Consider the following 24,768-nt stretch of genomic DNA (forward strand, 5'->3'; position numbering starts at 1 on the left):
GCTTCTTTTTCCAACAGGAGATACAACAGAATCAATCGGCAGCCAGTTTTATAAAATAGGTAGAAAGAAAGGGTGTGCAAAATGGTCGAACGTGTAGTAGCGACGGATGATGCGTTAGCTTTAATAGACACGCTAAAGGAAACTCATGGCCCCTTAATGTTTCATCAATCCGGCGGTTGTTGTGACGGTAGTTCTCCGATGTGCTATCCAAGAGATGAATTCCGGACAGGAGATTCGGATCTTTTACTAGGAAAAATAGGCGATACTCCTTTTTACATGTCGAAGGATCAATATGAGTACTGGAAACACACCCAGCTAATTATTGATGTGGTTGATGGGCGTGGAGGTATGTTCTCGTTAGAAGGGCCGGAAGGAAAACGCTTTTTAACTAGATCGCGTATTTTTACAGAAGAAGAACGGGTCCAGCTGAATGCCTGATCCGTAAAAATAAGTATGCTAAAATCGTCAAGCCTTAACTGTAGGTTTTTGACGATTTTGTTTTTTAATAAAAAGCGGTAATAATTCACTCCTTCAATAGAATATACATAAGATAACATATACGAATCGCAGTAAAGGAAGTGTCTCATTGACTCAAAACAAAGCTTATTATGTAAGTGGGCATACCGCAAAAGGATTAGTGAATTACCTCCCTTCCAATTTGCAAGATATAAAAAACGTTATTGTTCTCAAGCATCCTTCCTTTAAAATAAAAACGAACATAATTAAAAATGTGGTTGCAGCATGTAAAACGGAGGACCTAGTAGAAGTGCTCTATCATCCTTTAACCAAAGATTATTTGGAAGGGGTTATTATCCGGGGGCGCTCGCTAGCTATCGTTTCAGAAGAAATTGATTCAGCATTGGAAAATGTACAAGTAATTGATGTAGGGGCTTATGTACAGACAACGCAAGAAGCAAATCGTAATATGCATGACTCCCGTACAGCATATGCTAATTTAGCAAACGAAGCGTACAAGTGTTTTTTAACAGGGCTTCGGATTCATGATGAGCTTGAGAAATTGTATATCGATCAAATGGATTTTGAAAAGGCGAATGACTTGGCGAGGCGCTTTATAGAAAATCTGTTATTACATTCTCCTAAAATACAGGAAAAACCACACGTTTATCATCGACTTTTTGGAACTAATACAGCAGAAGGAGCCGTCAATTGTGTGCCCGAAATAATTGAAAATATAGGTAATCGTGTGTTTGTCAAAGGACGAGCGGGAACCGGGAAATCCGTTTTTATGAAAAAAGTTATGGAAGCATGTAAGGCACAGGGAATGGATATTGAGCTATACCACTGTAGTTTTGATCCTAAAAGTGTTGATATGATTATTGTCAGAGATTTGGATTTCTGTATGTTTGACAGTACAGATCCTCATGCCTTTTATCCTGATCGAAACGGCGATATCATTGTTGATTTGTACAAAGTTGCAGTTGCGCCGGGAACAGATGAAAAGTTTGCCGAAAAAATTAATGTGTTAACGAAACGATATAAAGCTGAAATGAAAATAGGAATTGGAAAGTTAAGTGAAGCAAGTAAACTGGTAAAACAAACGGAAATGAGATGGTTTAATAACGTGGAACCAAAAAGGGTGACGCAGGAGATTATAAATGACTTTTTCGGTTAGCACGAACAAGGGGAAGTGTCTCCCGTCCAGTGTTACGTTCCAAAACACATTGATCTGATTTTTCCAATAATTCCCCTTGCGTTCCACAAGGATTTGTTGTAGAATAAATCAACTAAATAGTCTGAAAATTACAGGAGGTGGAAAGATGGTAACTGTTAAAATGTTAAAACCTTACTATATAAAAATGAGCAATGAATACGTTCGAGTTATCTTAGCATATCAATATTTTTCTGTTGTCATTAATCAAAAGGTTTATCAGTTTGTACCCATTGAGGAGAAAGAAATCCGGATTGACCGGAAAACACAGGAAATTGTTAATATAGAATCTAAGTTTGCTTTTCAAAAAGGTAAAGACATCATCTACATTACTATGAAAAAATTAATTTCCCTTCCTGATTTTCTTATTCAGCTACACACCATTGTGAAGCCGTACTATATTGAAGAAGAAACCAGTGAAGAAACAAATGAAAACAATTCTTATATCATAACGGAATTAGAACGGTTAAACGTAAAACGATTAATTGATGAGGCTTTGGATGAAAGGGATGACCAAGCATTTTACGAGCTGGTAAAACTATTGTAATAAAAGGGGCCGTTCCCGCATAGTTGGGGGTGGTTTTTTTTACCTTTATATGTGAAAAGATTTACATACTTCTGGGGGTGTATTTTAGAATCTAACATAATTTAAAGAAAATAGCAGATAAATAAAGGAAGTTTAAGGGAAAGCCACTTCAGTGTTTCTTGATAGTTCTCATGGTCTTATTGAAATAAATTTGGCGTTTCATTTTTATTTTGTAATATGTTAGTATATTAAACAAACTTAGAATGTATCAAAAATACTGTTTAAAATAGTGAAATTAGGGAATAGTAATGTTGAACTTATTATGATGATTCCTTAAGGTGAAAAGTATTAATACTGTTTTTGCCTTTACGAATAGTATACAAAGATGGAGGAGGTGAATGCGTGCAAGCGTTGGAAACGTTAGAACCGTATTATATAAAAGCGTACGATGAACATATTCACATCGTACTGGAAAAAAATCATTTTACTATGCTTATTGACAATGAAGAATATAAATTCCATTCAATTGTAGCGGATGAAATAGTTATTAATCGGAAAACACAACAAATTGAAAACGTAGACGATACAGTTGCTTTTAAAAAAGATGAAACGGTAAAATACTTCAAAATAGGTAAACTCATTTATATACCTAAATTTTTGAATGAATTGACTGCTATTGCGGAACCTTATTACATTTACGAGCACCAAGAAAATGATGAACAAAGCGAAACTGATCAATTGCTTGAAAGGTTAGAAAAGGATAATGTTAAGCGATTGATTGATAAAGCTCTTGATGAACGGAATGAGGAAGCATTTTACATGCTGATGAAACAACTGTAATGAAAATGAATCGTACTCCCAGGGAGGAAACTTTATAAGGCATACATAAAACAATCATGTTGTTGTATGATAAATTTGAAAACACTATCGTTATTACGATTATATATATAAAAATCAACTCCTTATTCGCTCGAATAAGGAGTTGATTTTTTTGGGTTCTTTGTCAAACAACGTTGGTGGAGAATTTTAAGCCTATGAATATTTATTAAATAAGTTAAACGAGAACAATCAAAGCTTGCGCTCTGATGTCGCTGACTTGCACTACAGTCGACAGGCTTTCCGTGGGCACGGCCTCAGCTTCTGTAGCTCTCCTCTTCGAGTTGCTACAGTGACCTTCGGACTCGTGCTATTTCCGCAGGAGTCCGTTGACTTCCGTTCCAGTCAGCTTAAAAAGCGATACTATCATTATTGTACACACTTCATTGCTTGTTTAAGCTGTGTTGAAGTGTGTTTTCCTTCTACCCTGTATTGCCACAGGTTTTAGCTTAAAGTGAAACATGATTCGATTTTTCTAATTTATGAAGTTTCGATAGCCATTTGCGACTCTGATAAGCACTTTAATCTAATTGTTAATCCCTTCAATTCGCCTATTATTATAGGTGAAAGTGAAACTATTTTTGATGAATGACAGATATATTGTACAACCATTTTTTGTTTAAATGTAGAAGATACCGATATATAAAAATTCACCTCGACATGGAAATAATATACGAAATGATGGACATATTATTTTAACTGCTTCAACACTTCTGTTACTTGTTCAGCAACATATTTACTTGCACCAATATCTTTAACATCCTCAATCATCATGGCAATTAAAATATCTTGGTCTTCGGAAGGGAAGCCAATAAACCAGCCATTCTCTTTGCCTTTTTCTTCACTCGTCGTTTTAAGTTCGGCTGTACCTGTCTTTCCGGAAATGGGGAAATCAGCATTTTTTGCCACTTGCGCTGTTCCATCAGTTACAACCTTGCGTAAAAGATCTGTCATTAATGTGGCGTGATTTTCATCAAGAATGTCTTCTTTCCATATTTGCTTATCTTTATCATCAAGGAGCAGCGTTGGTTTGAGCAGATTGCCATTATTTAAAAAAGGAGTATAGGTTAACGCCAAATGCAGGGAACTAAATTCAATTTGCCCTTGCCCATAGCTCGTATTGGCTAGCATCAATTCATCTTCCAATTTTCCATTGGAAGAGATGGTTGAATTTGAAATTGGATATTCAAAAGGAATTTCTTCATCAAGCCCAAACTCCTTCAATCCGCTCACATAATTTTTGCTACCCATTTTGACAGCTTGCATGGCAAAATATATATTATCAGACCGAATCATCGCGTTTTCCAAATCAACCGGCTTGTCCGTACTGGAAACGCGTTTTACTTTATAGTCTCCCCAGCCTTTCTTGCTCCAGGTTAATCCGTTAATTTTCAAGCCCTCTTTCGGATCTAAAGTTTCTTGTTGCATACCGATTGCTGCTGTAATTGGTTTAATGACAGATCCGGGGGCAAAGGTAGCTGAAAAGCGATTGATTAATGGTTTCTGTTCGTCATTTTCGAGTTGATTCCATAAATCGGTACTTGCCTCATAAACAATTTCATTTGGATCAAAAGCAGGACTGCTGACAAGTGCCAAGGTTTCTCCGGTCTTTGGATGAATGGCAGCAGCCGTACCTGCTTTTCCGTCATAAGCGTCGAACAATTTTTCCTGTGCGATCGTGTCAATAGTCAAATGGATATTTTCTCCGTCTTGCACTTCTTTTTCAGCTAATACCGTTTCTTCTTCTGAACTTTTTACTGTAATGGTTACTCCTTGTTCTCCTTTAAGTCTATCTTCAAAAAGCTGTTCCAGTCCCCGTTTGCCAATCATATCATTCGCTCCATACGTGCCGGGTTCCTGTTCTTCCAGCTCCTCTGCTGTAATAGGGCCAACATAACCAACAAGGTGGGCTGCAGCCTCCCCACTAGGATATGTGCGTCCAGTAACTTCTTTTTTCTCAACAGATGGAATATTCCATAGTGCAGCTGATACTTTATCTTTTGGGACTTTTTTCAATGGTACAAACAGGTTTGGTTCTACCCATCCAGCACTTAAAGCATCGTCAATTGCTTCAACAGATATATGCAATTCTTTCGCAATTTGTTTCTTCTCCTGATTTTCCGAGACAAATCGTTCCGGTACAACGCCGATTTCATAGACGACATCGTTGATTGCTAAAGGCATGCGGTTGCGATCCAAGATCTCCCCGCGTTTTGGGTTAGTCGTTTGCAGTCCAATTTCCCCACCATCTTTTATTTGTGGGAAAATAAAGCCCGGATCCCAATCGACAAACCAATCTTTTCCTTCCTCTTCTCCTTCTTCTTGTAAAAGGAGATTTGCGTCGTAATTAAATGATATAGGACCAGCAATACTGTCCATTTCAACAGAAAAAGGAATGGTTGCTGTCCCTTCTTCCCATACTTCTTTTAACTTGTCCTCTTCTATTTGGTCATACGAAATTTGTACGTTAGATATGCCGAGGTCCTCATAGATTTTCTTGAAACGATCTACAGCTTCTTCTGGTTTGTATGTTTCCTGAGATGATTCAGCGTGCAAATTGTACATTTTCTCGAATGCCAAGTCATTCCAATAATCTACATACGATTCAAATCGGTCATTTGGTGTTGGTTCATTTTTTGAACAACCACCGATAATTATTAATGTGCAAATACCGATGATGGCTAAAATTAAGCTTCCTTTTTTCATATAAACCCCCTCAATCATAAATCCGTTTTAATTATAACATGTATTCGATTATAGTTGTCTAGCTGCGACGTACAATTCTTGAAGATGTGACGAAAGCGTAACTACAGTCCTAGGGTGTTCTGGTGCTAATCTTTTCGGTGGGACGAGCAATCACGAGCAGTCCCAGGCGACGTCACACAACTTTGCGGTAGGACGAGCTGTTTTCGCGCAGTCCCAAGACGTGGCAATCTAAGCCTGCGAGGGCGCTTGCGCTTTTCATAATTCATGCTATTTTGCTTCCATATGGTTTTTAATTTCATTTTCGATTCGTTCAAATTCTTCATCAGAAACGACATAATACCATGTCCCTTCTATCATTTGACCGGAGCCCTGTAGTTCGATTTGCCTCATATTATTACGCACTGAACGGTAATTAGTAAATAATGTTTGCATGCGCTCCATATTTAAATCCGTTTTTACATTTCCACCTAGAATATCTAGAATATTCCCGACTTTACTAATGCCGGAAAAACTGGCAGCATTATCAACGGCTGCGGCTACTACTTTTCTTTGTCGTTCATTTCTTCCCAAATCACCGCGGGAATCTTTTTTACGCATCCGGATGTAATCGAGTGCTTCTGTCCCATTTAGGTGAACTTCCCCTTTTGGAAATTGATGTTTACCTTGTGAAAAAGCTTGTTCATTTTCGATTGTGACCCCACCAATAGCATCGACCCCTTGCTGAAATCCTTCCATGTTTACTTTTGTATAAAAATGTACAGGTATTTGAAATGCTTCCTCCACTGTTTGTACGGATAACTCCACATCACCGAAGGCATACGCGTGATTAATTTTATCCTTTCCTCGGCCGGGAATATTAACATACGTATCCCTTGGAATACTGAACATAAGCATGGAATTAGTTTTTGGGTTCAACGACATAAGGATCATTGTATCTGATCGGCCTTTGTCCCCATCACGTTCATCAACACCGAGCAACAGTAAATTTATAGATGCATTATTTTTAAAGATCGACTCTAGCTTTTCTTGTCTTTTCGGATCTGCATCTCTTTCTAGCGGGTCATGCATATCGGAAACGGTGTCACCGACTTTATCATATATATAGTATAAAAAGCCCCCCACTAGCAGAAAAAGGATGATAATAATCGCCCCCACCCAATAGGGCCATCTTCTTTTTCGTTTTTTATGTAAATTATTCAGTCTTGAATCCACTTGTATTCTCCCTTTCACCATAAAATGGTTGTCATGTCTACCATAAAATTTTATTACATCAATTATACACCGTTAATGAGCTGAATTTAAGTATATAAAAGATTCTGTTATAAAATCATTGCTGTAGATTAAAGAAATTCGACAGCTCTGTGATAAAACAAGCCTTCTTGTGACAAAAGAAGACACCCACAAGTGATGCAAAGCGAGGTATAATAGGAATAAATAATCAATTCACCAGTTAAAAAGGCAAACTGACTGAAAAGTTAGGACGCAAAGTTACGGATCTAACGCTACCAAGCTATGATGGCCGTGCTGCCTGAGAATTAATGGGGGTACGTGGGATGGAAAATAAATTGAAACGAGAAGAGCAAGATCAAGGGTGGGTTGAATTAATGATAGAAGCTAAGTCGCTTCATTTGTCCGTTGAAGATGTAAGGCTTTTTCTGGATACGATGAAAGATAATGACATAACAACGTACAAAAGAAAAAAGTGTAATGGAAATGCATCCCTTTGAACGATCAAGCAACTTCCTAATCACCTTTTAATGTTTACGTCATACTATCTTTTCACCAGGTCATTTGAACGATCTATTTAAGGGGAGGACAAGGAAAAAGACTTAATTTAAAAGCTTTATATAATATTTATAGAACCATATAGCCTTCCTATGATATAATTCATTTGGAAAGAAGGTGTATGGACGTGATCGGTTTAAGGATTAAACAATTACGGCAAGATAAAAAGATGTCTATTTCTGAACTCGCTGAAAAAGCCGGTGTAGCAAAATCTTATTTAAGCTCTATTGAAAGAAATCTTCAATCGAATCCATCCATCCAATTTATGGAGAAAATAAGTGAAGTACTTAACATATCTGTAAATGAATTGATTCGGAGTGGAGAAGAGGTTGATCTTGAAGAACAGTTGGATGATGAATGGCTTAAGCTTGTACAAGAAGCAATGGATTCTGGTGTGACGAAAGATCAATTTAAAGAGTATCTAGAATTTAATCGTTGGAAAAACAAACAAGAAGGCTAATGATTTATCCGTAGAGCAATAAATGCCTGCGGTTTTTGTTTTGGGCAATTAGCAGAATGCATGCAAACAAAAGTTGATGTATAAATGCACCCATATTACACCCTTGTGCATAGAATAGTATAGGCGATTGAAACTTGATGGTTTCAGCTAGATGGAACAGGGTATAAATGAATAGTAAACGGTCAGTATATGGGCTAATAACGTGCATTGCGTTATCAGTTAAAGTTTATACAAAACAAAAAAACAAGTGACAATTACAATGAATTCCTTTATTATAGGAACAGTACTTTTGTTGTTAATTACAGCAGGCTTACGAGAAAAAGGTGGGGGATCACTATGAAAGAACAAGAGAAATTAAAAAAAATGCTAAGAAAGCTGATCAATGATACAGAGTCTTGTAAAATTAAGTCATCTGATGAAATGATTGAAGCGTTAATATACGAATTGACTAGCGATACTGCTGTGCATTCGAAATCAGTTGTAAATTAGGGAACATATAATATTATTGTAATATCTCAATACCCTAAGGCTGGAGATGCTTTAGGTAATAAAATAAAGGAGCGTGTAACATGAAACTGATTGAAGCAAAGGACTATGAGGATATGAGCAAGCAAGCATGCGCATTAATGGTTAATAAACTAAACGAACTGGACAACCCTGTTCTCGGTTTGGCAACCGGTTCAACACCTGTAGGGCTTTATGAATGTTTGATTGAAAAATATAAACAAGGCGAAATAACATTTGAACATGCAGTTTCTTTTAATTTGGATGAATATATCGGTCTGGCAGATGATAACCCAAACAGCTACCATTATTTTATGAATGAAAAGTTGTTTAATCATATTAATATTCCAAATGAAAATACGCATGTCCCAAGTGGTGTCGCTGAAAACTATGATATAGAATGTGAACAATACGAAAAAATGATAAAAGATGCAAATAACATTGATGTTCAATTACTCGGCTTAGGTGTAAATGGTCACATTGGCTTTAATGAGCCAGGTACGCCGTTTACGAGCAGAACGCATGTAGTGGAATTGGACGAATCCACGAGGAATGCAAATGCACACTTTTTTGCTTCCGGGTGGGAAGTGCCCTCGCGTGCTATTTCAATGGGGATTGAATCAATTATGGAAAGCAAAGAAATTATATTGTTAGCATCAGGTGAGAAAAAAGCAAAAGCAATTGCTAGATTAATCAATGGAGATATCTCAGAATTATTTCCTGCATCTATTCTACATAAACATTCAAACGTCACGGTTATTGCCGATAAAGCAGCATGTGCAAAATTAAAATAAAGAAACATTTTGAGCAGGGCAAACATGTTGTTATCAAAGAAAAATCCAAACGATAATCCAAAAATTCTTCCATTAGACTTTGGGTTCGTTTGGATTTTTCTTTTTGGTCAGACAGGAGATACTATCCTACTATATTAATCCACCTGAAATTTTCAACATCAAAGCATGGTGATAAGCCGAATTTTCCATACTGATTCCGTAAATGTTTGTCTGTTGCGCAGAACGTTTTAATCTACGTCCAATTCGGCATATTTAACAGTCGTATTATTCACTTTGGCTTGAGCGCTTGTAAGGTCGATTATCCATTTATTAAAGTTTGCGACCTGGTCCATTTGTACGAAAACAAGAAATTCAACTTGCTCTAGATATTTTATTGAATCTAGGATATGATTGGAATTACGAAGCTCATTTTCAAGTTTACCTAGTAATGAATACTCAACAATAATGGAGATACCTTGCATCAACTCTCTATGAACGATACCAGTAGTTTTAATGGCTTGGGATGCTGTACTCCCATAAGCACGTATTAAGCCACCTGCCCCAAGCTTTATACCTCCAAAATATCTTGTTACTACAATTGCAGTATCTTTTAACTTTTGTTTTTTTATTACTTCTAGAATGGGTATCCCGGCTGTGCCGCTTGGTTCACCATCATCATTAGCTTTTTGTATCTCATCGTTTTCTCCGATCATATAAGCGGAACAGTTATGTGTTGCATCGTGGTGCTTTTTCTTGATTTCTCGAATAAATGCTTGCGCTTCCGCTTCCGTTTCGACACGTCTTACATAGCCAATAAATCGTGACTTTTGAATAATTTGTTCATCTACACCGGAATTCTTCACTGTATAATAGTGATGCAACATTGTACTCACCTCCTCGGAACATTCTAAACGGTTTTTATGGTTTATGATAGAAAAAATGGGGTATATAAAAGATTTAGTACTAAAAACCTAAAATTTTCTTAAGGAAATTTTAGGTGAGCCCCTAAAAGAAAAATGTAATTCCGTATTAGTATATCATAGGTTGGTGAAAGTTTATGGCCCAAAAGTTAGCGAAAGATTCAGTCCAAAAACCAAGTGAAAAAGTACTGGACCATATTATTCATGAAATGGTCGATGTGGTGGAAAACAGTAAAGATGAAATATTTAACATTAGTGAAGAAGCAAGAAGAGAGCATGAATTATTAAAAGAAGAACTACAAAAGACGAAACTGAAAGTGACCGATTATATCGAGAAAGGCGATAAGCTTGATCTTACTGTGAGACAATCAAGGCGCAGATTGTCGGAAGTGAGCAAGCATTTTAATAAGTATTCGGAAAGTGAAATACGTGAAGTGTATGAAAAAACACATTCCTTGCAGACGGAGTTAGCAATGCTTCGACAGGAAGAAAAATCGTTACGATCGAAGCGGGATGAATTGGAAAGAAGATTGTTAAGACTATCAAATACAATGGAACGTGCGGAAGGGCTGGCAAGAAAGATATCTGTCATTCTAACATACTTACATGATGATTTCAGTCAAGTGAATGAACTGATCGAAGAAGCGAAAGAAAAGCAGGAATTTGGTTTGAAAATTATTGAAGCACAAGAGGAAGAAAGAAGAAAAATATCACGTGAAATTCATGACGGACCTGCACAAATGCTTGCTAACTTGTTGCTTCGTTCGGAGCTGGTAGACTTAGCATTTCGCGAAGGAAGTGTTGAAAACGCATTAAGAGAAATTAAAAGTGTAAGGGAAACGATTCGTACATCTCTTTATGAAGTAAGAAGAATTATTTACGATTTGCGTCCAATGGCATTGGACGACTTGGGATTGGTTCCGACTTTGAAAAAGTATATTTCCACCATTGCTGACTACCATAAAATGAACATTGAATTCATTCCATTGGGAGAGGATAAACGACTCCATCAAAAGTATGAAGTAGCCTTCTTCAGACTCGTACAAGAATCACTGCACAATGCGGTTAAGCATGCCCAAGCTACCCGAATTACTGTGAAATTGGAGATGATTAGCAGTCAATTAACTGTTATTATAAAGGATAATGGAATAGGTTTTGATCCACAATCGATAAAAGAAAAATCCTTCGGGTTAATTGGCATGAGAGAACGAGTCGAAATGCTTGATGGAAAATTAACCATTGACTCAGTTAGTGGAAGCGGAACAACTATTTTTATTTCTGTGCCATCTGATTCGTTAAAATGATTAGGCAATTTGATATGATGCATAAAGGCTACGATCGATTCGAAAATTAAGAAAAAAGGACCCTTTAGTAAAAAATGAACCTTCCGATATACAATATATAACCTGAATCTAATAATAAATGAACTAATAACTAACAAATACAAAAGAGTAGTAGCAGGAGGAAGTCAAAAAATGAATACAGATAAAATCATTTCGATTGTTTTAATTGATGATCACAAGTTATTTCGCGAGGGGGTCAAACGCGTCCTTGAATTCGAACCGCGCTTCAATGTAGTCGCTGAAGGTAGTGATGGGGATGTTGCTGTAACACTTGTAAATGAGTACAAACCGGATGTTGTTCTTATGGATATTAATATGCCCAATACTAACGGTGTTGAAGCTACAAAAGAACTTGTTGAACAATTTTCTAATACAAAAGTAATTATTCTATCGATTCATGATGATGAAAATTATGTAACACACGCGTTAAAAACTGGAGCACAAGGTTACCTCTTAAAGGAAATGGATACAGACTCTCTAATTGAGGCGATAAAAGTAGTATATGATGGCGGTTCCTATCTTCACCCAAAAGTCACGCACAATTTGGTGGAAGAATATAGACGTCTTGTGCGGGAAAATGTTTCAGGTGGAACGGGTGCTGAATTGGAATATCGAAAACCGCTTCATTTATTGACAAAAAGGGAATGTCAAGTGCTGCAATTACTGGCGGAAGGAAAAAGTAATCGAGCGGTTGCCGAATCATTATATATAAGTGAAAAGACGGTCAAGAACCACGTGAGCAATATTTTACAGAAAATGAATGTAAATGATCGTACACAAGCTGTTGTTACCGCTATTCGCAATGGATGGGTAGAAGTAGTATAATGAAGTATATTTGATTTTGATAAAGCAGGGTGAGATAAGAATGAAGGTAGCGGTAGTTACAGATAGTACGGCATATATTCCAGCTGAATTAAGAAAAAAACATGCCATTCACATGGTCCCATTAAGCGTTGTGTTCGGTGAAGAATCCTTTCAGGAAGAGCTAGATATTACAACTGAAGCGTTTTATGAAAAAGTAAAACAGTCGGATGTCTTGCCGACTACTTCCCAACCATCTGTTGGGGTATTTATGGAAACATTTGAGCAGTTAGCTAAGGCAGGTTATAACGCGGTTATTTCCATTCATCTATCCAGTAAATTCAGTGGTACATACCATGCAGCTAAAAGTGCCGGTGAGATGGTTGACGACATAGATGTATATGCTTTTGACACTCAGCTCAGTGCGATGGCCCAAGGTTTTTTTGGGTTAAAAGCTGCCGAAATGGCAGAACAAGATTATCAGGCAGATAAAATAATTGCCAGTCTAGAAGACATGAAGCAACATACACGTGCATATTTTATGGTGGATGATTTGTCCCATTTACAGCGAGGAGGGCGCTTGACCGGTGCGCAGGCATTAATTGGTGGTTTGTTGAAGGTCAAGCCAATCCTTCATATTGTTGATGGTAAAATTGTACCTTTTGAAAAAATTCGAACTAGTAAAAAGGCAATTCATCGAATTATGGGTATGTTGGAAGAAGATGCGAAAAAGGGCACAGTAAAAAAGGTCGTTTTTATTCATGCGAATGATGAAAAGTCAGCGGTCGCCCTTCGCGACGGATTTTCCGAAAAATACGCGTCGATAGAAACAGTGATTAGCCATTTTGGACCCGTTATCGGAACGCATTTAGGAGAAGGGGCACTTGGTGTTAGCTGGTACACCGAATAACGTTACATAAGAAAACAAAACTACCGGTTAGTACTTCAGCAGGCAGTTTTGTTTTTTTATTTGAATGAAGTTTCACCATTTACATTAGAAGAAATGGGAGTGAATAAAACTGCAAATTAAACGGCCAACTATCGAACTGGCTAAACAAGAACTCGATCTAGCCAGTCGATATGCGGGAAAGTTATTGATCCGAAACGAAATTAATCTGCAAGAAACAGCTTTTCAACAACTTCTACAACTCTCCTGGTTTACCCCTGTCCCATCTATCACCCATCGACTCCTTTACAATGAATGTCAACGGTGCGGCAATCGAAAAAGATCTCTGTTTGGCATAATTCCATGCCCCTCATGTAATGAAACCCACTTATATTGCAGAAAATGCATTAATATGGGACGGATTATGGCGTGCCAACCACTTTATTATTGGTCAGGAAGAGATGTAATCTGGATGAAATACACCCACCCATGCATGTGGGAAGGACAGTTGACAGATATCCAGCAATCTGCTGCAAACCGCATTGCACAAGCTATACGATCAAATGAAAAAGAATTACTCGTCTGGGCTGTTTGTGGTTCCGGAAAAACAGAAATGCTTTTCCCGGGATTAACTGCGGCACTTCAGCTTGGCAAACGTATTTGTGTTGCTACACCAAGGGCAGATGTCGTCAGGGAATTGCTACCAAGATTACAAAAAGCCTTTCCATCTGTTCCCATACAAGCACTGTATGGAGGTAGCCGGGATAAAGATGGGACCACTCAGCTCATTATAACTACTACCCATCAGCTAATGCGGTTTAAACAAGCATTCGATGTTGTCATTATTGATGAAATAGATGCTTTTCCATACCACGCTGATCCTTCTCTTCCCTTAGCCACAACACGTGCACAAAAACAACTACATACAATTATTTACTTAACAGCGACTCCAAGACCAGAACTTCATAGACGAATCAAATTGAACCAATTGCCTCACCTATTTGTCCCGGTACGATTTCATGGTAAACCTCTCCCGGTCCCGACCTGCAAGATGTGCTTTTCTTTAAAAAAAGATTTATATAAAGGCGCGTTGCCAAAGTCTTTTATCCACTGGTTAAAAGAGAGAGAGAATCAACAACGCCAGTTGCTAGTTTTTGTCCCGACGATTGAACTAGCAAATCAGATGCTTGAAAGTCTGGCTACAGTACTTATTAAAGAAAATATAATCCGGAGTAAACAAGCGATCGCCGCTGTACATGCGGAAGATACCGATCGAGAGGAAAAAGTAGCTGCATTCAGGAAGAATCAACTAGTTGCGCTTCTAACAACGACGATATTGGAAAGAGGTGTAACATTTCCATCAATCGATGTTGCGGTCATCCAAGCCGATCATGAAGTATTCGACGAGTCGGCACTCGTGCAAATTGCCGGACGCGCCGGCAGAAGTGCTGATGATCCAAAAGGAGAAGTGATCTATTTTCATCAAGGAAAAACGACAGCAATAACTGGTTCAATTCGTTCCATTCGTTCAATGAATAAACGGGGAGGGTTTGTATAGAATGAGCTGTTTATGGTGTGATCAGGAGATTGTATCTGAAGTGAGTTGGAGCAATTTGTTTTTATGTGAAAAACAAGAACGACTATGTGGCGAATGTTCCACATCTTTGAAGTTTCTTGAGGGTAGGCGATGCAAAGGTTGTAGCCGTGAATCAACTGTGGATGTTTGTCCTGATTGCCTATGGTGGGAACGTCAAAGTGACAAAGGGGACCCATTAACATTCAATATTTCCATTTATGTCTACAATGAAAAAATGAAGGAAATAATCTCCGCTTGGAAGTACCGTGGTGACTACTGTCTTGCTGCTGCCTTTAAATCAATATTCAAGGAAACTTTTTCTGCTAATTTGCCTCGTTTTAATAAAAACGCGCTTATTGTCCCAATTCCATTAACGGAAGAAAGATATTTATTAAGAGGCTTTAATCAAGCACATGTACTAGCTACCTATCTGCCGTTGCCAATACACGAAATACTTCACCGGTCGGGTAGTGAAAAACAATCCAAGAAAACACGCCAGGAACGTTTATCCGTCAATAATCCATTTAAAATAGCAACAACTATTAACAAACCGGTTATTCTTGTCGATGATATATATACAACGGGAACGACACTAAGACATGCCGCGCGCTTGCTAAAACAGAATGGGTGTCCGGAAGTGGTCTCTTATACTTTGGTGCGAGGATAGAGAAGCGTGCATGAACGTGTTATAATGATGATTAAAATACGGGAGGTAATATTATGGCTGAGCTGGATAATTGCTCCTGCTGTGGAGCAGTGTTTGCCAAGTCCATTCGTGACATTTGCCATACATGTTATCAAAAAGAAGAAGAAGCGTTTAATATTGTCTATGGCTTCTTATCAAAACAAAAAAATCGAGAAGCAACAATCCATGAGATTGTTGAAACTACCGGAGTGGAAAAAGATCTTATTATGAAATTTATTAAGGAGGGTAGACTGAGAAATTCACAGTTTCCTAATCTGGCCTACCCTTGTGAAAAATGCAGTGCACCAATAAGTGAAGGGCGATTATGTCAGGAATGTTCTGGATCTTTGCTGAACGAATTGTATTTGCAAGAAAAGCTGGAAGCACAAACAAAAGAAAGAAAACAGAGAAAAGAGGAAAAATCAACAATTTATTATGCAATAGATAAACATAAAACGAAAAAAGGTTGAAATTAATTTAAAACCGGCGATTGTCTGTCGATAGAAATAGTAATGGACAGAGTAAAATGTTTAAATAAAAATTAAATTTTTCCTTAAATAGGAGGGGTTTCATGAAAATACAGGGATCAAATTTTTCGAACTTAAATGCATATAAGAATCATTTGCAAAAACCATTAGATAAACATAAAACAGCTAAAAACGACGAACTGAATATATCCAATGAAGCGAAACAACTCCAGGAGAATAATAAAACCGGTCAAAAACGAACTGCGTATGTGCAAGAAATAAAAAAGGCAGTTGATACCGGTGAGTATACCGTGAATCCGGAAAGATCTGCACAAAAGATGATTGACTTTTGGTCAAAGCGGATATAAAAGGAGGACAGTACATGTCCATGCAAAATATTATTCAATCAATTGCAAAGTTGGTTGATATTCATACGTATTTATTGGAAATATCCGAACAAAAAACAGAAGCTATAAAAAAGGGAACCATCGATGAGCTGCAGGCTTTATTAACGAAGGAACGGAAATATACACAGTTGCTTGAACAAATCGAAATCGACCGAATGGAGAAAGTGAATGCGTGGTTATCAAAACAAGGCAATCCGTCTGAGCAAGCGGAAATGACGGTTACGTCCATGCTGGAGATGTTAGAAAACGAACGTGAAAAGCTGGAGCTGGCAAACATCACAACAAAGTTAACCCATACTATTACCGAGCTGAAACAACAGGAACAGTTAAATAGAGATCTAATTGACCAATCTATGAAATTCATCCATATGTCATTGAATATGATCCAGCCAACCATTGAAAATATGAATTATAATAAACACCAATCTTCTTCAGGCACATCCAAACGATCTTTATTTGATTCCAAAGCATAAGCTTAGAATAAACAAAAAGGAGTACAAGCTATGAGTACATTTCACGGACTGGAAATGGCCAAACAGGCACTTTATGCCCAACGATCTGCCCTTTATACAACGGGGCACAACATATCGAATGTAAATACGGAAGGTTATTCCAGACAACGCATTAACTTTGAAACAGCATCTCCTTATCCCCCTGCAGCTTCCCGTACACAATCCCGCCTCCCGGGACAAATGGGCACAGGTGTAGATGTCGGTTCTGTACAGCGGATTCGTGATAAATTCTTGGATTTTCAATATCGTGCTGAAAGTGGCAATGTTGGCTATTGGAGTGAAAAGTCAAAGGCACTGAGTCGAATGGAGAACCTGCTGAACGAACCATCCGACAGTGGATTGGCAAAAACGATTGATGAATTTTGGCAGTCACTTCAGGACTTGGCTGTCAACCCGGATAATTCGGGTGCAAGATCAGTCGTAGTCAATCGAGGTTTAGCGGTGACGGAAACACTTAACTATTTATCTAAGTCGCTATCTTCTATTCGTACGGATTTACATAATCAAATTAATATCTTAGTAAATAATGACCCGGATAATAACGATAAAAAGTCGACGATTAATTCTTTGCTTAAACAAATAGATGATATAAATGGCCAAGTGCAAAAAGTAGAACCTCATGGCTATTTGCCTAATGACTTATACGACAAACGGGATCAATTGCTGGACGAGCTGTCTCAAATTGTAAATATTGAAGTAGATTATCATGAAAGCAGCAAAAGCTCACTCAAAGTTGCCGATGGGATTGTATCTATTAAACTTGTTGATTCATCTGGTCAACCGATAAAGACCGGGAACGATAATGTTTATTTAATTGAAGTAGATAATGACAACACTCGTACGATAAATGAGCTAAAGGCAGAGTTTTCTAACGAAGAAAATGGACAAAAAGAAGTAACAGCCGTCCATGTTGGAAACACAACACTGAATCTTCCTTTGGAATCAATTGGCGCTTTGCACGGATTAATTGAAGCGTATGGCTACAAAGATGGTAATGAAGTAACCGGTGATTACCCGGCAATGCTTGCGGAGCTTGATCAAATTGCTAAAGAACTGGCAAATGCTTTTAATGAGCAACATCAAGCAGGGGTAGACCTAGATGGGCAAGCAGGAATTGAATTCTTTACATTTGATAATCCTGGAACAGGAGAAGCGTTGAAAATTACCGTTAATACAACATTACTGGATAATCCGGACAAAATAGCTACAGGTGCCGTAGATAAAGGATCACGAAATGGAGATAATGCATTGAAGTTAGCAAACATCTTTGACAAACCTTTAGATGAACTGGATCAAGCTTCCGTTAGAGATTATTTCGCCTCTGTTATAGGCAATCTTGGTGTGCAAGCAAAGGAAGCGAACCGAATGGCTGGCAATACAGAAATTTTGCTTGGACAAGTTGAAAGAGAGCGATTAAGCACGAGTGCCGTTTCCCTTGATGAGGAAATGTCGAATATGATTCAATTTCAGCATGCATACAATGCTGCTGCAAGAAGCATGACAACTGTTGATGAAATGCTTGATCGGGTCATAAATAATATGGGACTTGTCGGAAGGTAAGGGGATAATCATGCGAATTACTCAAACGATGCTGTCGAATAATATGCTACGTAATTTAATGAGCAGCCAGACGAAAATGGATAAATATATGGAACAACTATATACCGGAAAGAAAATTAGCCGGCCATCTGAAGATCCGGTAATTGCGATGAAAGGCATGAATTATCGAACACAAGTAACCGAAGTTGAACAATACAAAAGAAACACGGGTGAAATTCATAATTGGATGGATAATTCAGACGCCGCACTCGATAAAGCTACAAAGACGATGCACCGTCTTAATGAACTTGCTGTACAAGCTAGCAATGCTCCTTACGGTAGCGAAGAAAGAAACAGTATAAAAGAAGAAGCCGAACAATTAAAAGAGCATCTAGCCGAAATTGCTAATACAAAAGTGAATGGGAAGTTTATTTTTAATGGCACGAATACGAATGAAAAACCGGTAAATTTAGAAAACGGTACATATCCTGAAAATTCAACATCAGTTATGATTGAAGTATCAAAGGATATAGAAATTCAAGCAAATGTGAATCCCGATGATGTCTTTACTAAGGAACTTTTTGATAATGTCCAGAATTTCATCGATGATTTAGGAAATGACAACGTCGATAATATTTCCAGTCATATCGAAACAATGGATAACAGTGCAACTGAAATCATTAAAGCACGTGCTGATCTTGGGGCACGGATGAACCGGTTAGAATTAGTTGAAAATCGCTTGGACGAACAAGAAATTATTGCAAAAAGAACGATGTCCAATAATGAAGATATTGATTTTGAAGTGGCGATTACTAATTTAATGACGCAGGAAACGCTTCACCGTGCTGCGCTCGCAGCCGGATCACGAATCATCCAGCCTTCCTTGATCGACTTTCTTCGTTGAATGTAGCTAATAATTGCAGCCCTGCCTCCAGTTTAACGAGGTACAGGGCTTTCCTGTTTTACCTTCTATTCAAACCGTAATGATATGTCGAAAACTCTGGAGGTTTTCATGATGCAATTACCTCAATTTAGAATGGAATCACAACTCGCTCAAATCAGTATTCAGCAACAAGCCGGAAAACAAATGATAAAACAACCGCATGCCGATTTATCCATCGAACAGCCGAAAGCAGAAATTTCCATAGAAAAAATACCTTCCAAGCTATCCATTGATCAGACACAAGCGTGGGAGGAAATGAATCTAATGAGTACACGTAAACTGGTAGAAAAACAGGCCCAGGCGGGATTAAACAGTGCTAACGAAGGCACTGGGCGAAGAGCGGAACAAGGAACGCAGCTTATGCGCATTGAACTGAAGAGCAATCCGATTAAAGAACAGGCCCTTGTCAATGGTCATAATCAAATGAAGCGAATTGGGATGAAGTTTATTCCGTCCCCCTTTGCTGTGAAAATTCACTATGAACCTGCAGAAATAAAAATTAAAGCACAAGAGAATAAGCCAGTTATTCAAGTGGTAAAGAATAATCCCGAAATTTCACATGAAAGAGGAAATGTTGAGGTTGCGATGGAACAATATGCGCAGCTTGAAATTGATTTTATCCATCTTTTTTCCGATTCTATATAAATATTGGAAAAGCTAATGAGGAGTGAACACAATTATAATGGATATTCAGACGAAGTATTTAGGTGAGATTGAAATTGATCAAGAAAAAATCATTCAATTTCCGGAAGGGTTACCTGGTTTTATTGAAGAGAAGGAATTTGTTTTGTTGCATATACCAGATAATGACATCTTTCAAACGCTGCAATCTGTGAAAACGCCAACGCTTGCTTTTATTATCGCCAACCCTTATCGGTTTTATGAAAACTATATATTTGACTTGGACGAATCCGTCGTACAAAAGCTGCAAATTAAGAAACCGGAAGATGTTGCTGTATATACGATTGTTACCGTGAAAGAACCGTTTAGTAAAAGTACGTTAAATTTAAAAGCCCCTCTCGTCATCCATTCAGCCCATAAGCAAGGGAAGCAATATATTTTAAATTTGGATGATTATCCTGCAAAGGCTCCACTTGTTCCACCTGAAACTACAAAGGCGAAAGGAGATTAGCCATGCTTGTACTTTCAAGAAAGAAAAGTGAAGCCATTCAAATTGGTGAGAATATAGAGGTCAAAGTAATTAGTATTGAGGGAGATCAAGTTAAATTAGGAATTCATGCTCCGTCATCTGTCGACGTATATCGAAAGGAACTTTATGATATGATCCAGAAGGAAAACAATGAAGCAGCCAATACACCAGTTGACCTTACTTCATTGTTGAAGACAAAAAAAGAAAAATAGTTATTATTTTTAGGTTAAAACTTCTAATTGTGCATATTTTCTTAACAAATACCTCGTTCTATCCGATATAACAGGTAAGATTAAATAAGGATAGCGGGGAGTTGTCTACACAATGAAAATAGAAAAGGTGCCGACTGGAAAAGAACCTTTATACAACGATGACTACATAAAAAACCGCATGTCAGTTATGAATCGAATTGTAAAACACAACAATGAAGAAAATGGGAATAGTGAAGACCCGATTCATGCCAAAGATGTTGAAACCGTTGTTGATCAACTAAACGGGTTTATCGATCCGCAGCAAACAAATTTGAAATTCGAATTTCATGATGAGTTAAATGAATATTACGTAACAGTGGTAAACCCATTGACAAACGAAGTAATTAAAGAAATTCCGCCAAAGAAAATGCTGGACATGTATGCAGCAATGGCTAATTTTATGGGGATTTTAATTGATGAGAAGATTTAAAGGAGGCGGTTGAAATGGTGATGCGTGTTGGGGGACTAGCTACTGGAATGGACATTGAATCCATGGTTAATAAGCTGATGGAAGCTGAACGGATGCCGCTTGATCGAATGGAAGAAAAGCGTACGATGTTAACGTGGAAACGAGACGCTTTTCGGGAAGTGAATCGCTCGGTGCTGGATTTGGAAAGAATGATGTCGGATATGAAGATGTCATATACGTACAATCCAAAAAAGGTAACATCTTCACAGGAGAATGCGGTTGTGGCAACTGGTAACACAAGTACAGCCAATGGGATGTATGAAATTAACGTTACCCAACTGGCAACGAGTGCGATTAATGTTAGCACAGAGCCGCCTGCGATTGATGATGCTAATGCTCTATTGGATAGTACGATGCATGGCACCTATTCTTTTCAAACATTTGATAAAGATGGGAGTGGGCAACCGCACTCATTTGAGATAAAAGAAGGCGATACTTTAAATCAGGTTTTGAAACGTATTACGAAAGAAGACAACAATGTTCGGGCCTTTTACGATGCCCAAACAGAACAAGTTGTATTGGAGACGACAAGAACCGGCAGCTATAATGAAAATGGTAAAGAAATTGTATTTGACTCGGATCCCAATTCCCAAAATTACAACTCTTTTTTCACAGAGGTATTGAAACTGGACACTGCAAAAGAAACAGGCGGACAAAATGCGAAATTTACGTATAATAATGGACTGGATATTGAAACGCAGAACAATTCTTATGAATTAAACGGGATAAATATGCAGTTCCATAATGAAACAACCGGTAATGCACGCCTTACTGTAACAACAGACGTGGAAACGTCCTTTGAGACGGTTATGGCTTTTGTGGATAAATACAATGAAGTTATTGATAAGATGAACAAATCCCAAACCGAAGAAATTCATCGTGATTTCAAACCACTTACAGATGAACAAAAAGAAGAAATGTCAGAGGATCAAATTAAGAAATGGGAAGAAAAAGCAAAAAGCGGGCTCTTAAGAGGGGAAGCGGTCATTTCCAACAGTATGTACGCCATGCGCAGAAGCTGGTATTCCCAAGTTGATACGGGCGGAGATATTACCTCCATCAATCATATTGGCATAACTACAAGTAAAAACTACTTGGATGGCGGGAAACTCGTAGTGGATGAAAAACAATTAAAGGATGCATTACGAGATAAACCGAATGAAGTGTATAAATTATTTTCCAATCGCGCAACAGATAGTAGTGAAGGTTTGGTTAACCGTTTAGACAAAGAAATTAAAGCGACAAAAGATAACATTGAAAAACGTGCAGGAAAAAGTACTCATACATTGGATAACTATACATTAGGGAAACGAATGAAAGAATTAAATGAACGAATTTTTGATTTTGAGGCAAGAATGGTTCGTGTTGAAAACAGATACTGGAATCAGTTTACTCAAATGGAAAAAACAATTCAACGATTAAACGATCAATCTGCCCAGCTTTTTTCCCAATTTGGCGGGGGCGGAATGTAACTTTACTTTAATAAAAACCATTCTGATAGGAGTGTAAACGGAATGTCCCCAATTAAACAGTATGAAACATACCAAAACAATGCAGTAAATACGGCATCAAAAGGCCAATTAACGTTAATGCTCTATAATGGCTGTATTAAATTTATTAAACAAGCAATGAAAGACTTGGAAGAAAAAGATTTCGAAGGAAAAAACAAACACATTCAAAAAGCACAGGACATTATTCAGGAATTAATGCTGACACTTGACCAAAAAGCGGAAATATCCAGCCAGCTCCTTCCATTATATGAATATATGAATTATCGACTTCAAGAAGCGAACATTCAAAATGATAGCATGGCTTTGGAAGAAGTTCTGGAATTTGTTTCTGACTTCCGTAATACATGGAAAGAAGTAATGAAAAAAGCAGCACCCCAAAAATATGCACAAGGTGCACAAGTGTAATGAATCAATTGGAACACCTTTATAACCTGACAATAAAATTGGAAAATATATTGGAACAGCCGGTTACGATAAATACACGAGACGAAGTGATCGCTGCTGCTAATCAGTTGATTAATGAACGCGCCGTATATATAGAGCAAATGAAGCCGCCATATACTGAGCAAGAAGAACAAATCGGCAAACAAATAATCGCCTCAAATGAGAAAATTAAATTAAAAATGAATAACCTTTTCGATGAATTAAAGCAGGATATGAAGCAAGTAAAAAAACAAAAAAAATCGAATCGGACATATATTAACCCATATGGAAAACTTCAGACAACAGATGGTATGTATATGGATAGTAAACAGTGAAAAAGGCCTTTAAAGGCTTTTTTTCAAATGAAAAGAAACTATAAAAATTTTCGCATAGCTGTCTAGCTTCGACGTACAATTCTTTACGGTGGGGCGAAAGAGAAGCTACAGTTCCAACATCGAATCACCAGCTTTGAGTTGGCACAGTCGCTACGTTTCTAAGCAAGGCTCTTTCGCTTTTTTATATTTTCATTTGTCAATATAAGCTAGACAAATCTGATTCGTTTACGTACCTTGATAATGTTTCCAATGGTGTTTGATAATTTAAAGATTTTCTTGGTATTTGATTTCTCTTGTCTGCGACTGATGTAATGAAAGCCTGATTGACTTGATTAAAGTCCATTTCCTTTGGCAGACCGTCCTTTCGCAGTAAGCCGTTGGAATTTTCATTCAAGGCACGCTGAGAAGGCGTTCCTGGATCTGCAAAATAAATAGCGACGTCGTGTTGATTACAAAGTGACTTCCAATTGGAAAACTCTTTCCCGCAATCAAATGTGATTGATTTAAACATGTTTCTAGGAATGGACTGAAACCATTGATTCAAGGTAGTTTCAATATCACTTGCCTTACGTCCTTTTGGTTTCAAGGTAAAGATAACTTTTGAAAGACGTTCAACTAATGTGATGACAGCACTTTTGTGATGAACTCCAACAATGGTGTCTCCTTCTATGTGTCCGAACTCTCTCTTGAAGGCGGGATAATCTATTTTTCTTTCAGCAATATTTCGCTTAAAAGCTTGTTTTCCTCGACGCTCTTGATGACCATTTGGTTTCCTTTTTCCTTTCATTGGAAGCGTCGTTTTATCAAATATTCCATTTTTGAATTGACGATAAAGGGTACGCATAGAACAGTTCACAGGCTTTTCAGCACGACCAATAATGACATCAGGTGTCCAGCCTTTGGCAACTTTCTCTTTGATGTATGCCTGTTGTTTCTCAGGCAAAATGATTGTATGTCTTCCACAACGTTTTTTATTTTCTTTGTATTGCTTATAGTAATCAAGGGCAGTATGCCCTTTGTGGAAAAAGTTAGTAACGTTGTAAATCGTTTGACGTGAACGTTTTAAAAGCTCTGAGATTTTCATAACAGGGATACGCTGATGATAATAAGATTCTATCATCACAAGTTCATCCGTGGTAAGATGGGTGTAGGTCATTTGTGATCACTCCTATGTTTTCTGTGGTTGGAAACACATATCGAGTGTACCACGAATGACTTTTTTAGTTGTCTAGCTTAATTTTACAATCGACG

General features: G+C 37.7%; 29 protein-coding genes and 1 riboswitch. Of the genes, 25 read left to right on the forward strand and 4 right to left on the reverse strand.

The window, feature by feature from the left end; genetic code table 11:
* The first annotated feature begins 81 nt into the window (after window positions 1-81).
* The 4 genes from ACLIBG_RS03685 to ACLIBG_RS03700 all read left to right on the forward strand — a co-directional run bounded on the left by ACLIBG_RS03685 (window position 82) and on the right by ACLIBG_RS03700 (window position 3,035).
* Complete coding sequence (locus tag ACLIBG_RS03685; RefSeq protein WP_439311368.1) at window positions 82-438, forward strand: DUF779 domain-containing protein; 357 nt, start codon at window positions 82-84, stop codon at window positions 436-438.
* 148 nt (window positions 439-586) lie between these two features.
* Window positions 587-1,633, forward strand: coding sequence for a hypothetical protein (locus tag ACLIBG_RS03690; RefSeq protein WP_439311369.1), 1,047 nt, complete (start codon window positions 587-589; stop codon window positions 1,631-1,633).
* Window positions 1,634-1,778: 145 nt separating this feature from the next.
* Entirely contained in the window at window positions 1,779-2,216 is a 438-nt protein-coding gene (locus ACLIBG_RS03695) for an IDEAL domain-containing protein (protein WP_439311370.1), read from the forward strand.
* A 381-nt stretch (window positions 2,217-2,597) separates the two neighbouring features.
* Window positions 2,598-3,035, forward strand: coding sequence for an IDEAL domain-containing protein (locus ACLIBG_RS03700; protein ID WP_439311371.1), 438 nt, complete (start codon window positions 2,598-2,600; stop codon window positions 3,033-3,035).
* A gap of 726 nt (window positions 3,036-3,761) precedes the next feature.
* Here ACLIBG_RS03700 and ACLIBG_RS03705 read toward each other — a convergent pair.
* Both ACLIBG_RS03705 and ACLIBG_RS03710 read right to left on the reverse strand, forming a co-directional pair.
* Window positions 3,762-5,777: a penicillin-binding transpeptidase domain-containing protein gene (locus tag ACLIBG_RS03705; RefSeq protein ID WP_439311372.1), complete on the reverse strand. Its 2,016-nt coding sequence runs from the start codon at window positions 5,775-5,777 to the stop codon at window positions 3,762-3,764.
* Between the two features lie 267 nt (window positions 5,778-6,044).
* Complete coding sequence (locus tag ACLIBG_RS03710) at window positions 6,045-6,989, reverse strand: LCP family glycopolymer transferase (protein WP_439311373.1); 945 nt, start codon at window positions 6,987-6,989, stop codon at window positions 6,045-6,047.
* A gap of 235 nt (window positions 6,990-7,224) precedes the next feature.
* A riboswitch (cyclic di-GMP riboswitch) is annotated at window positions 7,225-7,309 on the forward strand.
* Window positions 7,310-7,330: 21 nt separating this feature from the next.
* Here ACLIBG_RS03710 and ACLIBG_RS03715 point away from each other — a divergent pair.
* The 4 genes from ACLIBG_RS03715 to nagB all read left to right on the forward strand — a co-directional run bounded on the left by ACLIBG_RS03715 (window position 7,331) and on the right by nagB (window position 9,320).
* The gene (locus ACLIBG_RS03715) at window positions 7,331-7,504 is read left to right on the forward strand and encodes an anti-repressor SinI family protein (protein WP_439311374.1); all 174 of its coding nucleotides are present in this window, start codon (window positions 7,331-7,333) and stop codon (window positions 7,502-7,504) included.
* Between the two features lie 185 nt (window positions 7,505-7,689).
* Window positions 7,690-8,022 carry a helix-turn-helix domain-containing protein gene (locus tag ACLIBG_RS03720; RefSeq protein WP_439311375.1) on the forward strand — a complete coding sequence of 111 codons (333 nt, stop codon included), beginning with the start codon at window positions 7,690-7,692 and terminating at the stop codon, window positions 8,020-8,022.
* Window positions 8,023-8,358: 336 nt separating this feature from the next.
* Window positions 8,359-8,511, forward strand: a complete 153-nt coding sequence (locus tag ACLIBG_RS03725; protein WP_439311376.1) for a hypothetical protein — start codon at window positions 8,359-8,361, stop codon at window positions 8,509-8,511.
* A gap of 80 nt (window positions 8,512-8,591) precedes the next feature.
* Entirely contained in the window at window positions 8,592-9,320 is a 729-nt protein-coding gene (gene nagB / locus ACLIBG_RS03730) for a glucosamine-6-phosphate deaminase (RefSeq protein WP_439311377.1), read from the forward strand.
* Between the two features lie 227 nt (window positions 9,321-9,547).
* Here nagB and ACLIBG_RS03735 read toward each other — a convergent pair whose 3' ends face one another.
* The gene (locus tag ACLIBG_RS03735; protein ID WP_439311378.1) at window positions 9,548-10,183 is read right to left on the reverse strand and encodes a YigZ family protein; all 636 of its coding nucleotides are present in this window, start codon (window positions 10,181-10,183) and stop codon (window positions 9,548-9,550) included.
* Window positions 10,184-10,356: 173 nt separating this feature from the next.
* Here ACLIBG_RS03735 and ACLIBG_RS03740 point away from each other — a divergent pair, with 173 nt between their 5' ends.
* The 17 genes from ACLIBG_RS03740 to ACLIBG_RS03820 all read left to right on the forward strand — a co-directional run bounded on the left by ACLIBG_RS03740 (window position 10,357) and on the right by ACLIBG_RS03820 (window position 23,517).
* Complete coding sequence (locus tag ACLIBG_RS03740; protein ID WP_439311379.1) at window positions 10,357-11,523, forward strand: sensor histidine kinase; 1,167 nt, start codon at window positions 10,357-10,359, stop codon at window positions 11,521-11,523.
* A 171-nt stretch (window positions 11,524-11,694) separates the two neighbouring features.
* Window positions 11,695-12,387, forward strand: coding sequence for a response regulator (locus ACLIBG_RS03745; RefSeq protein WP_439311380.1), 693 nt, complete (start codon window positions 11,695-11,697; stop codon window positions 12,385-12,387).
* A gap of 40 nt (window positions 12,388-12,427) precedes the next feature.
* Window positions 12,428-13,273, forward strand: coding sequence for a DegV family protein (locus tag ACLIBG_RS03750; protein ID WP_439311381.1), 846 nt, complete (start codon window positions 12,428-12,430; stop codon window positions 13,271-13,273).
* Window positions 13,274-13,721: 448 nt separating this feature from the next.
* On the forward strand, window positions 13,722-14,807 hold the full coding sequence (locus tag ACLIBG_RS03755; protein WP_439311382.1) for a DEAD/DEAH box helicase: 1,086 nt from the start codon (window positions 13,722-13,724) through the stop codon (window positions 14,805-14,807).
* 1 nt (window position 14,808) lies between these two features.
* A complete protein-coding gene (locus tag ACLIBG_RS03760) occupies window positions 14,809-15,492 on the forward strand; it encodes a ComF family protein (RefSeq protein ID WP_439311383.1) in 684 nt (227 codons plus the stop codon).
* 53 nt (window positions 15,493-15,545) lie between these two features.
* Entirely contained in the window at window positions 15,546-15,980 is a 435-nt protein-coding gene (locus tag ACLIBG_RS03765) for a TIGR03826 family flagellar region protein (protein WP_439311384.1), read from the forward strand.
* Window positions 15,981-16,081: 101 nt separating this feature from the next.
* Window positions 16,082-16,345, forward strand: coding sequence for a flagellar biosynthesis anti-sigma factor FlgM (flgM, locus tag ACLIBG_RS03770; protein ID WP_439311385.1), 264 nt, complete (start codon window positions 16,082-16,084; stop codon window positions 16,343-16,345).
* A gap of 14 nt (window positions 16,346-16,359) precedes the next feature.
* Window positions 16,360-16,857 (forward strand): flagellar protein FlgN, encoded by a 498-nt coding sequence (locus tag ACLIBG_RS03775; RefSeq protein ID WP_439311386.1) that lies wholly within the window; start codon window positions 16,360-16,362, stop codon window positions 16,855-16,857.
* Between the two features lie 30 nt (window positions 16,858-16,887).
* Window positions 16,888-18,456 carry a flagellar hook-associated protein FlgK gene (flgK, locus tag ACLIBG_RS03780; protein ID WP_439311387.1) on the forward strand — a complete coding sequence of 523 codons (1,569 nt, stop codon included), beginning with the start codon at window positions 16,888-16,890 and terminating at the stop codon, window positions 18,454-18,456.
* A 10-nt stretch (window positions 18,457-18,466) separates the two neighbouring features.
* Window positions 18,467-19,339 carry a flagellar hook-associated protein FlgL gene (flgL, locus tag ACLIBG_RS03785; protein WP_439311388.1) on the forward strand — a complete coding sequence of 291 codons (873 nt, stop codon included), beginning with the start codon at window positions 18,467-18,469 and terminating at the stop codon, window positions 19,337-19,339.
* A 111-nt stretch (window positions 19,340-19,450) separates the two neighbouring features.
* Window positions 19,451-20,023 carry a DUF6470 family protein gene (locus ACLIBG_RS03790; RefSeq protein ID WP_439311389.1) on the forward strand — a complete coding sequence of 191 codons (573 nt, stop codon included), beginning with the start codon at window positions 19,451-19,453 and terminating at the stop codon, window positions 20,021-20,023.
* A 37-nt stretch (window positions 20,024-20,060) separates the two neighbouring features.
* Window positions 20,061-20,510, forward strand: a complete 450-nt coding sequence (gene fliW, locus ACLIBG_RS03795) for a flagellar assembly protein FliW (protein ID WP_439311390.1) — start codon at window positions 20,061-20,063, stop codon at window positions 20,508-20,510.
* A gap of 2 nt (window positions 20,511-20,512) precedes the next feature.
* Window positions 20,513-20,740, forward strand: coding sequence for a carbon storage regulator CsrA (csrA, locus tag ACLIBG_RS03800; RefSeq protein WP_439311391.1), 228 nt, complete (start codon window positions 20,513-20,515; stop codon window positions 20,738-20,740).
* 112 nt (window positions 20,741-20,852) lie between these two features.
* On the forward strand, window positions 20,853-21,209 hold the full coding sequence (gene flaG / locus ACLIBG_RS03805; RefSeq protein ID WP_439311392.1) for a flagellar protein FlaG: 357 nt from the start codon (window positions 20,853-20,855) through the stop codon (window positions 21,207-21,209).
* 14 nt (window positions 21,210-21,223) lie between these two features.
* Window positions 21,224-22,720: a flagellar hook-associated protein 2 gene (locus ACLIBG_RS03810; RefSeq protein ID WP_439311393.1), complete on the forward strand. Its 1,497-nt coding sequence runs from the start codon at window positions 21,224-21,226 to the stop codon at window positions 22,718-22,720.
* A 42-nt stretch (window positions 22,721-22,762) separates the two neighbouring features.
* Complete coding sequence (gene fliS, locus ACLIBG_RS03815) at window positions 22,763-23,164, forward strand: flagellar export chaperone FliS (RefSeq protein WP_439311394.1); 402 nt, start codon at window positions 22,763-22,765, stop codon at window positions 23,162-23,164.
* On the forward strand, window positions 23,164-23,517 hold the full coding sequence (locus ACLIBG_RS03820) for a flagellar protein FliT (RefSeq protein WP_439311395.1): 354 nt from the start codon (window positions 23,164-23,166) through the stop codon (window positions 23,515-23,517). Before fliS ends, ACLIBG_RS03820 begins: the two co-directional genes overlap by 1 nt.
* A 196-nt stretch (window positions 23,518-23,713) precedes the next feature.
* Here the strand turns inward: ACLIBG_RS03820 and ACLIBG_RS03825 are convergent, their stop codons facing one another.
* Complete coding sequence (locus ACLIBG_RS03825) at window positions 23,714-24,673, reverse strand: IS30 family transposase (protein ID WP_439311396.1); 960 nt, start codon at window positions 24,671-24,673, stop codon at window positions 23,714-23,716.
* Window positions 24,674-24,768: the final 95 nt, after the last annotated feature.

The organism is Virgibacillus sp. W0181 (assembly GCF_051846915.1).
In the GTDB taxonomy this organism is placed as follows: Bacteria; Bacillota; Bacilli; order Bacillales; family Amphibacillaceae; genus JBPYCR01.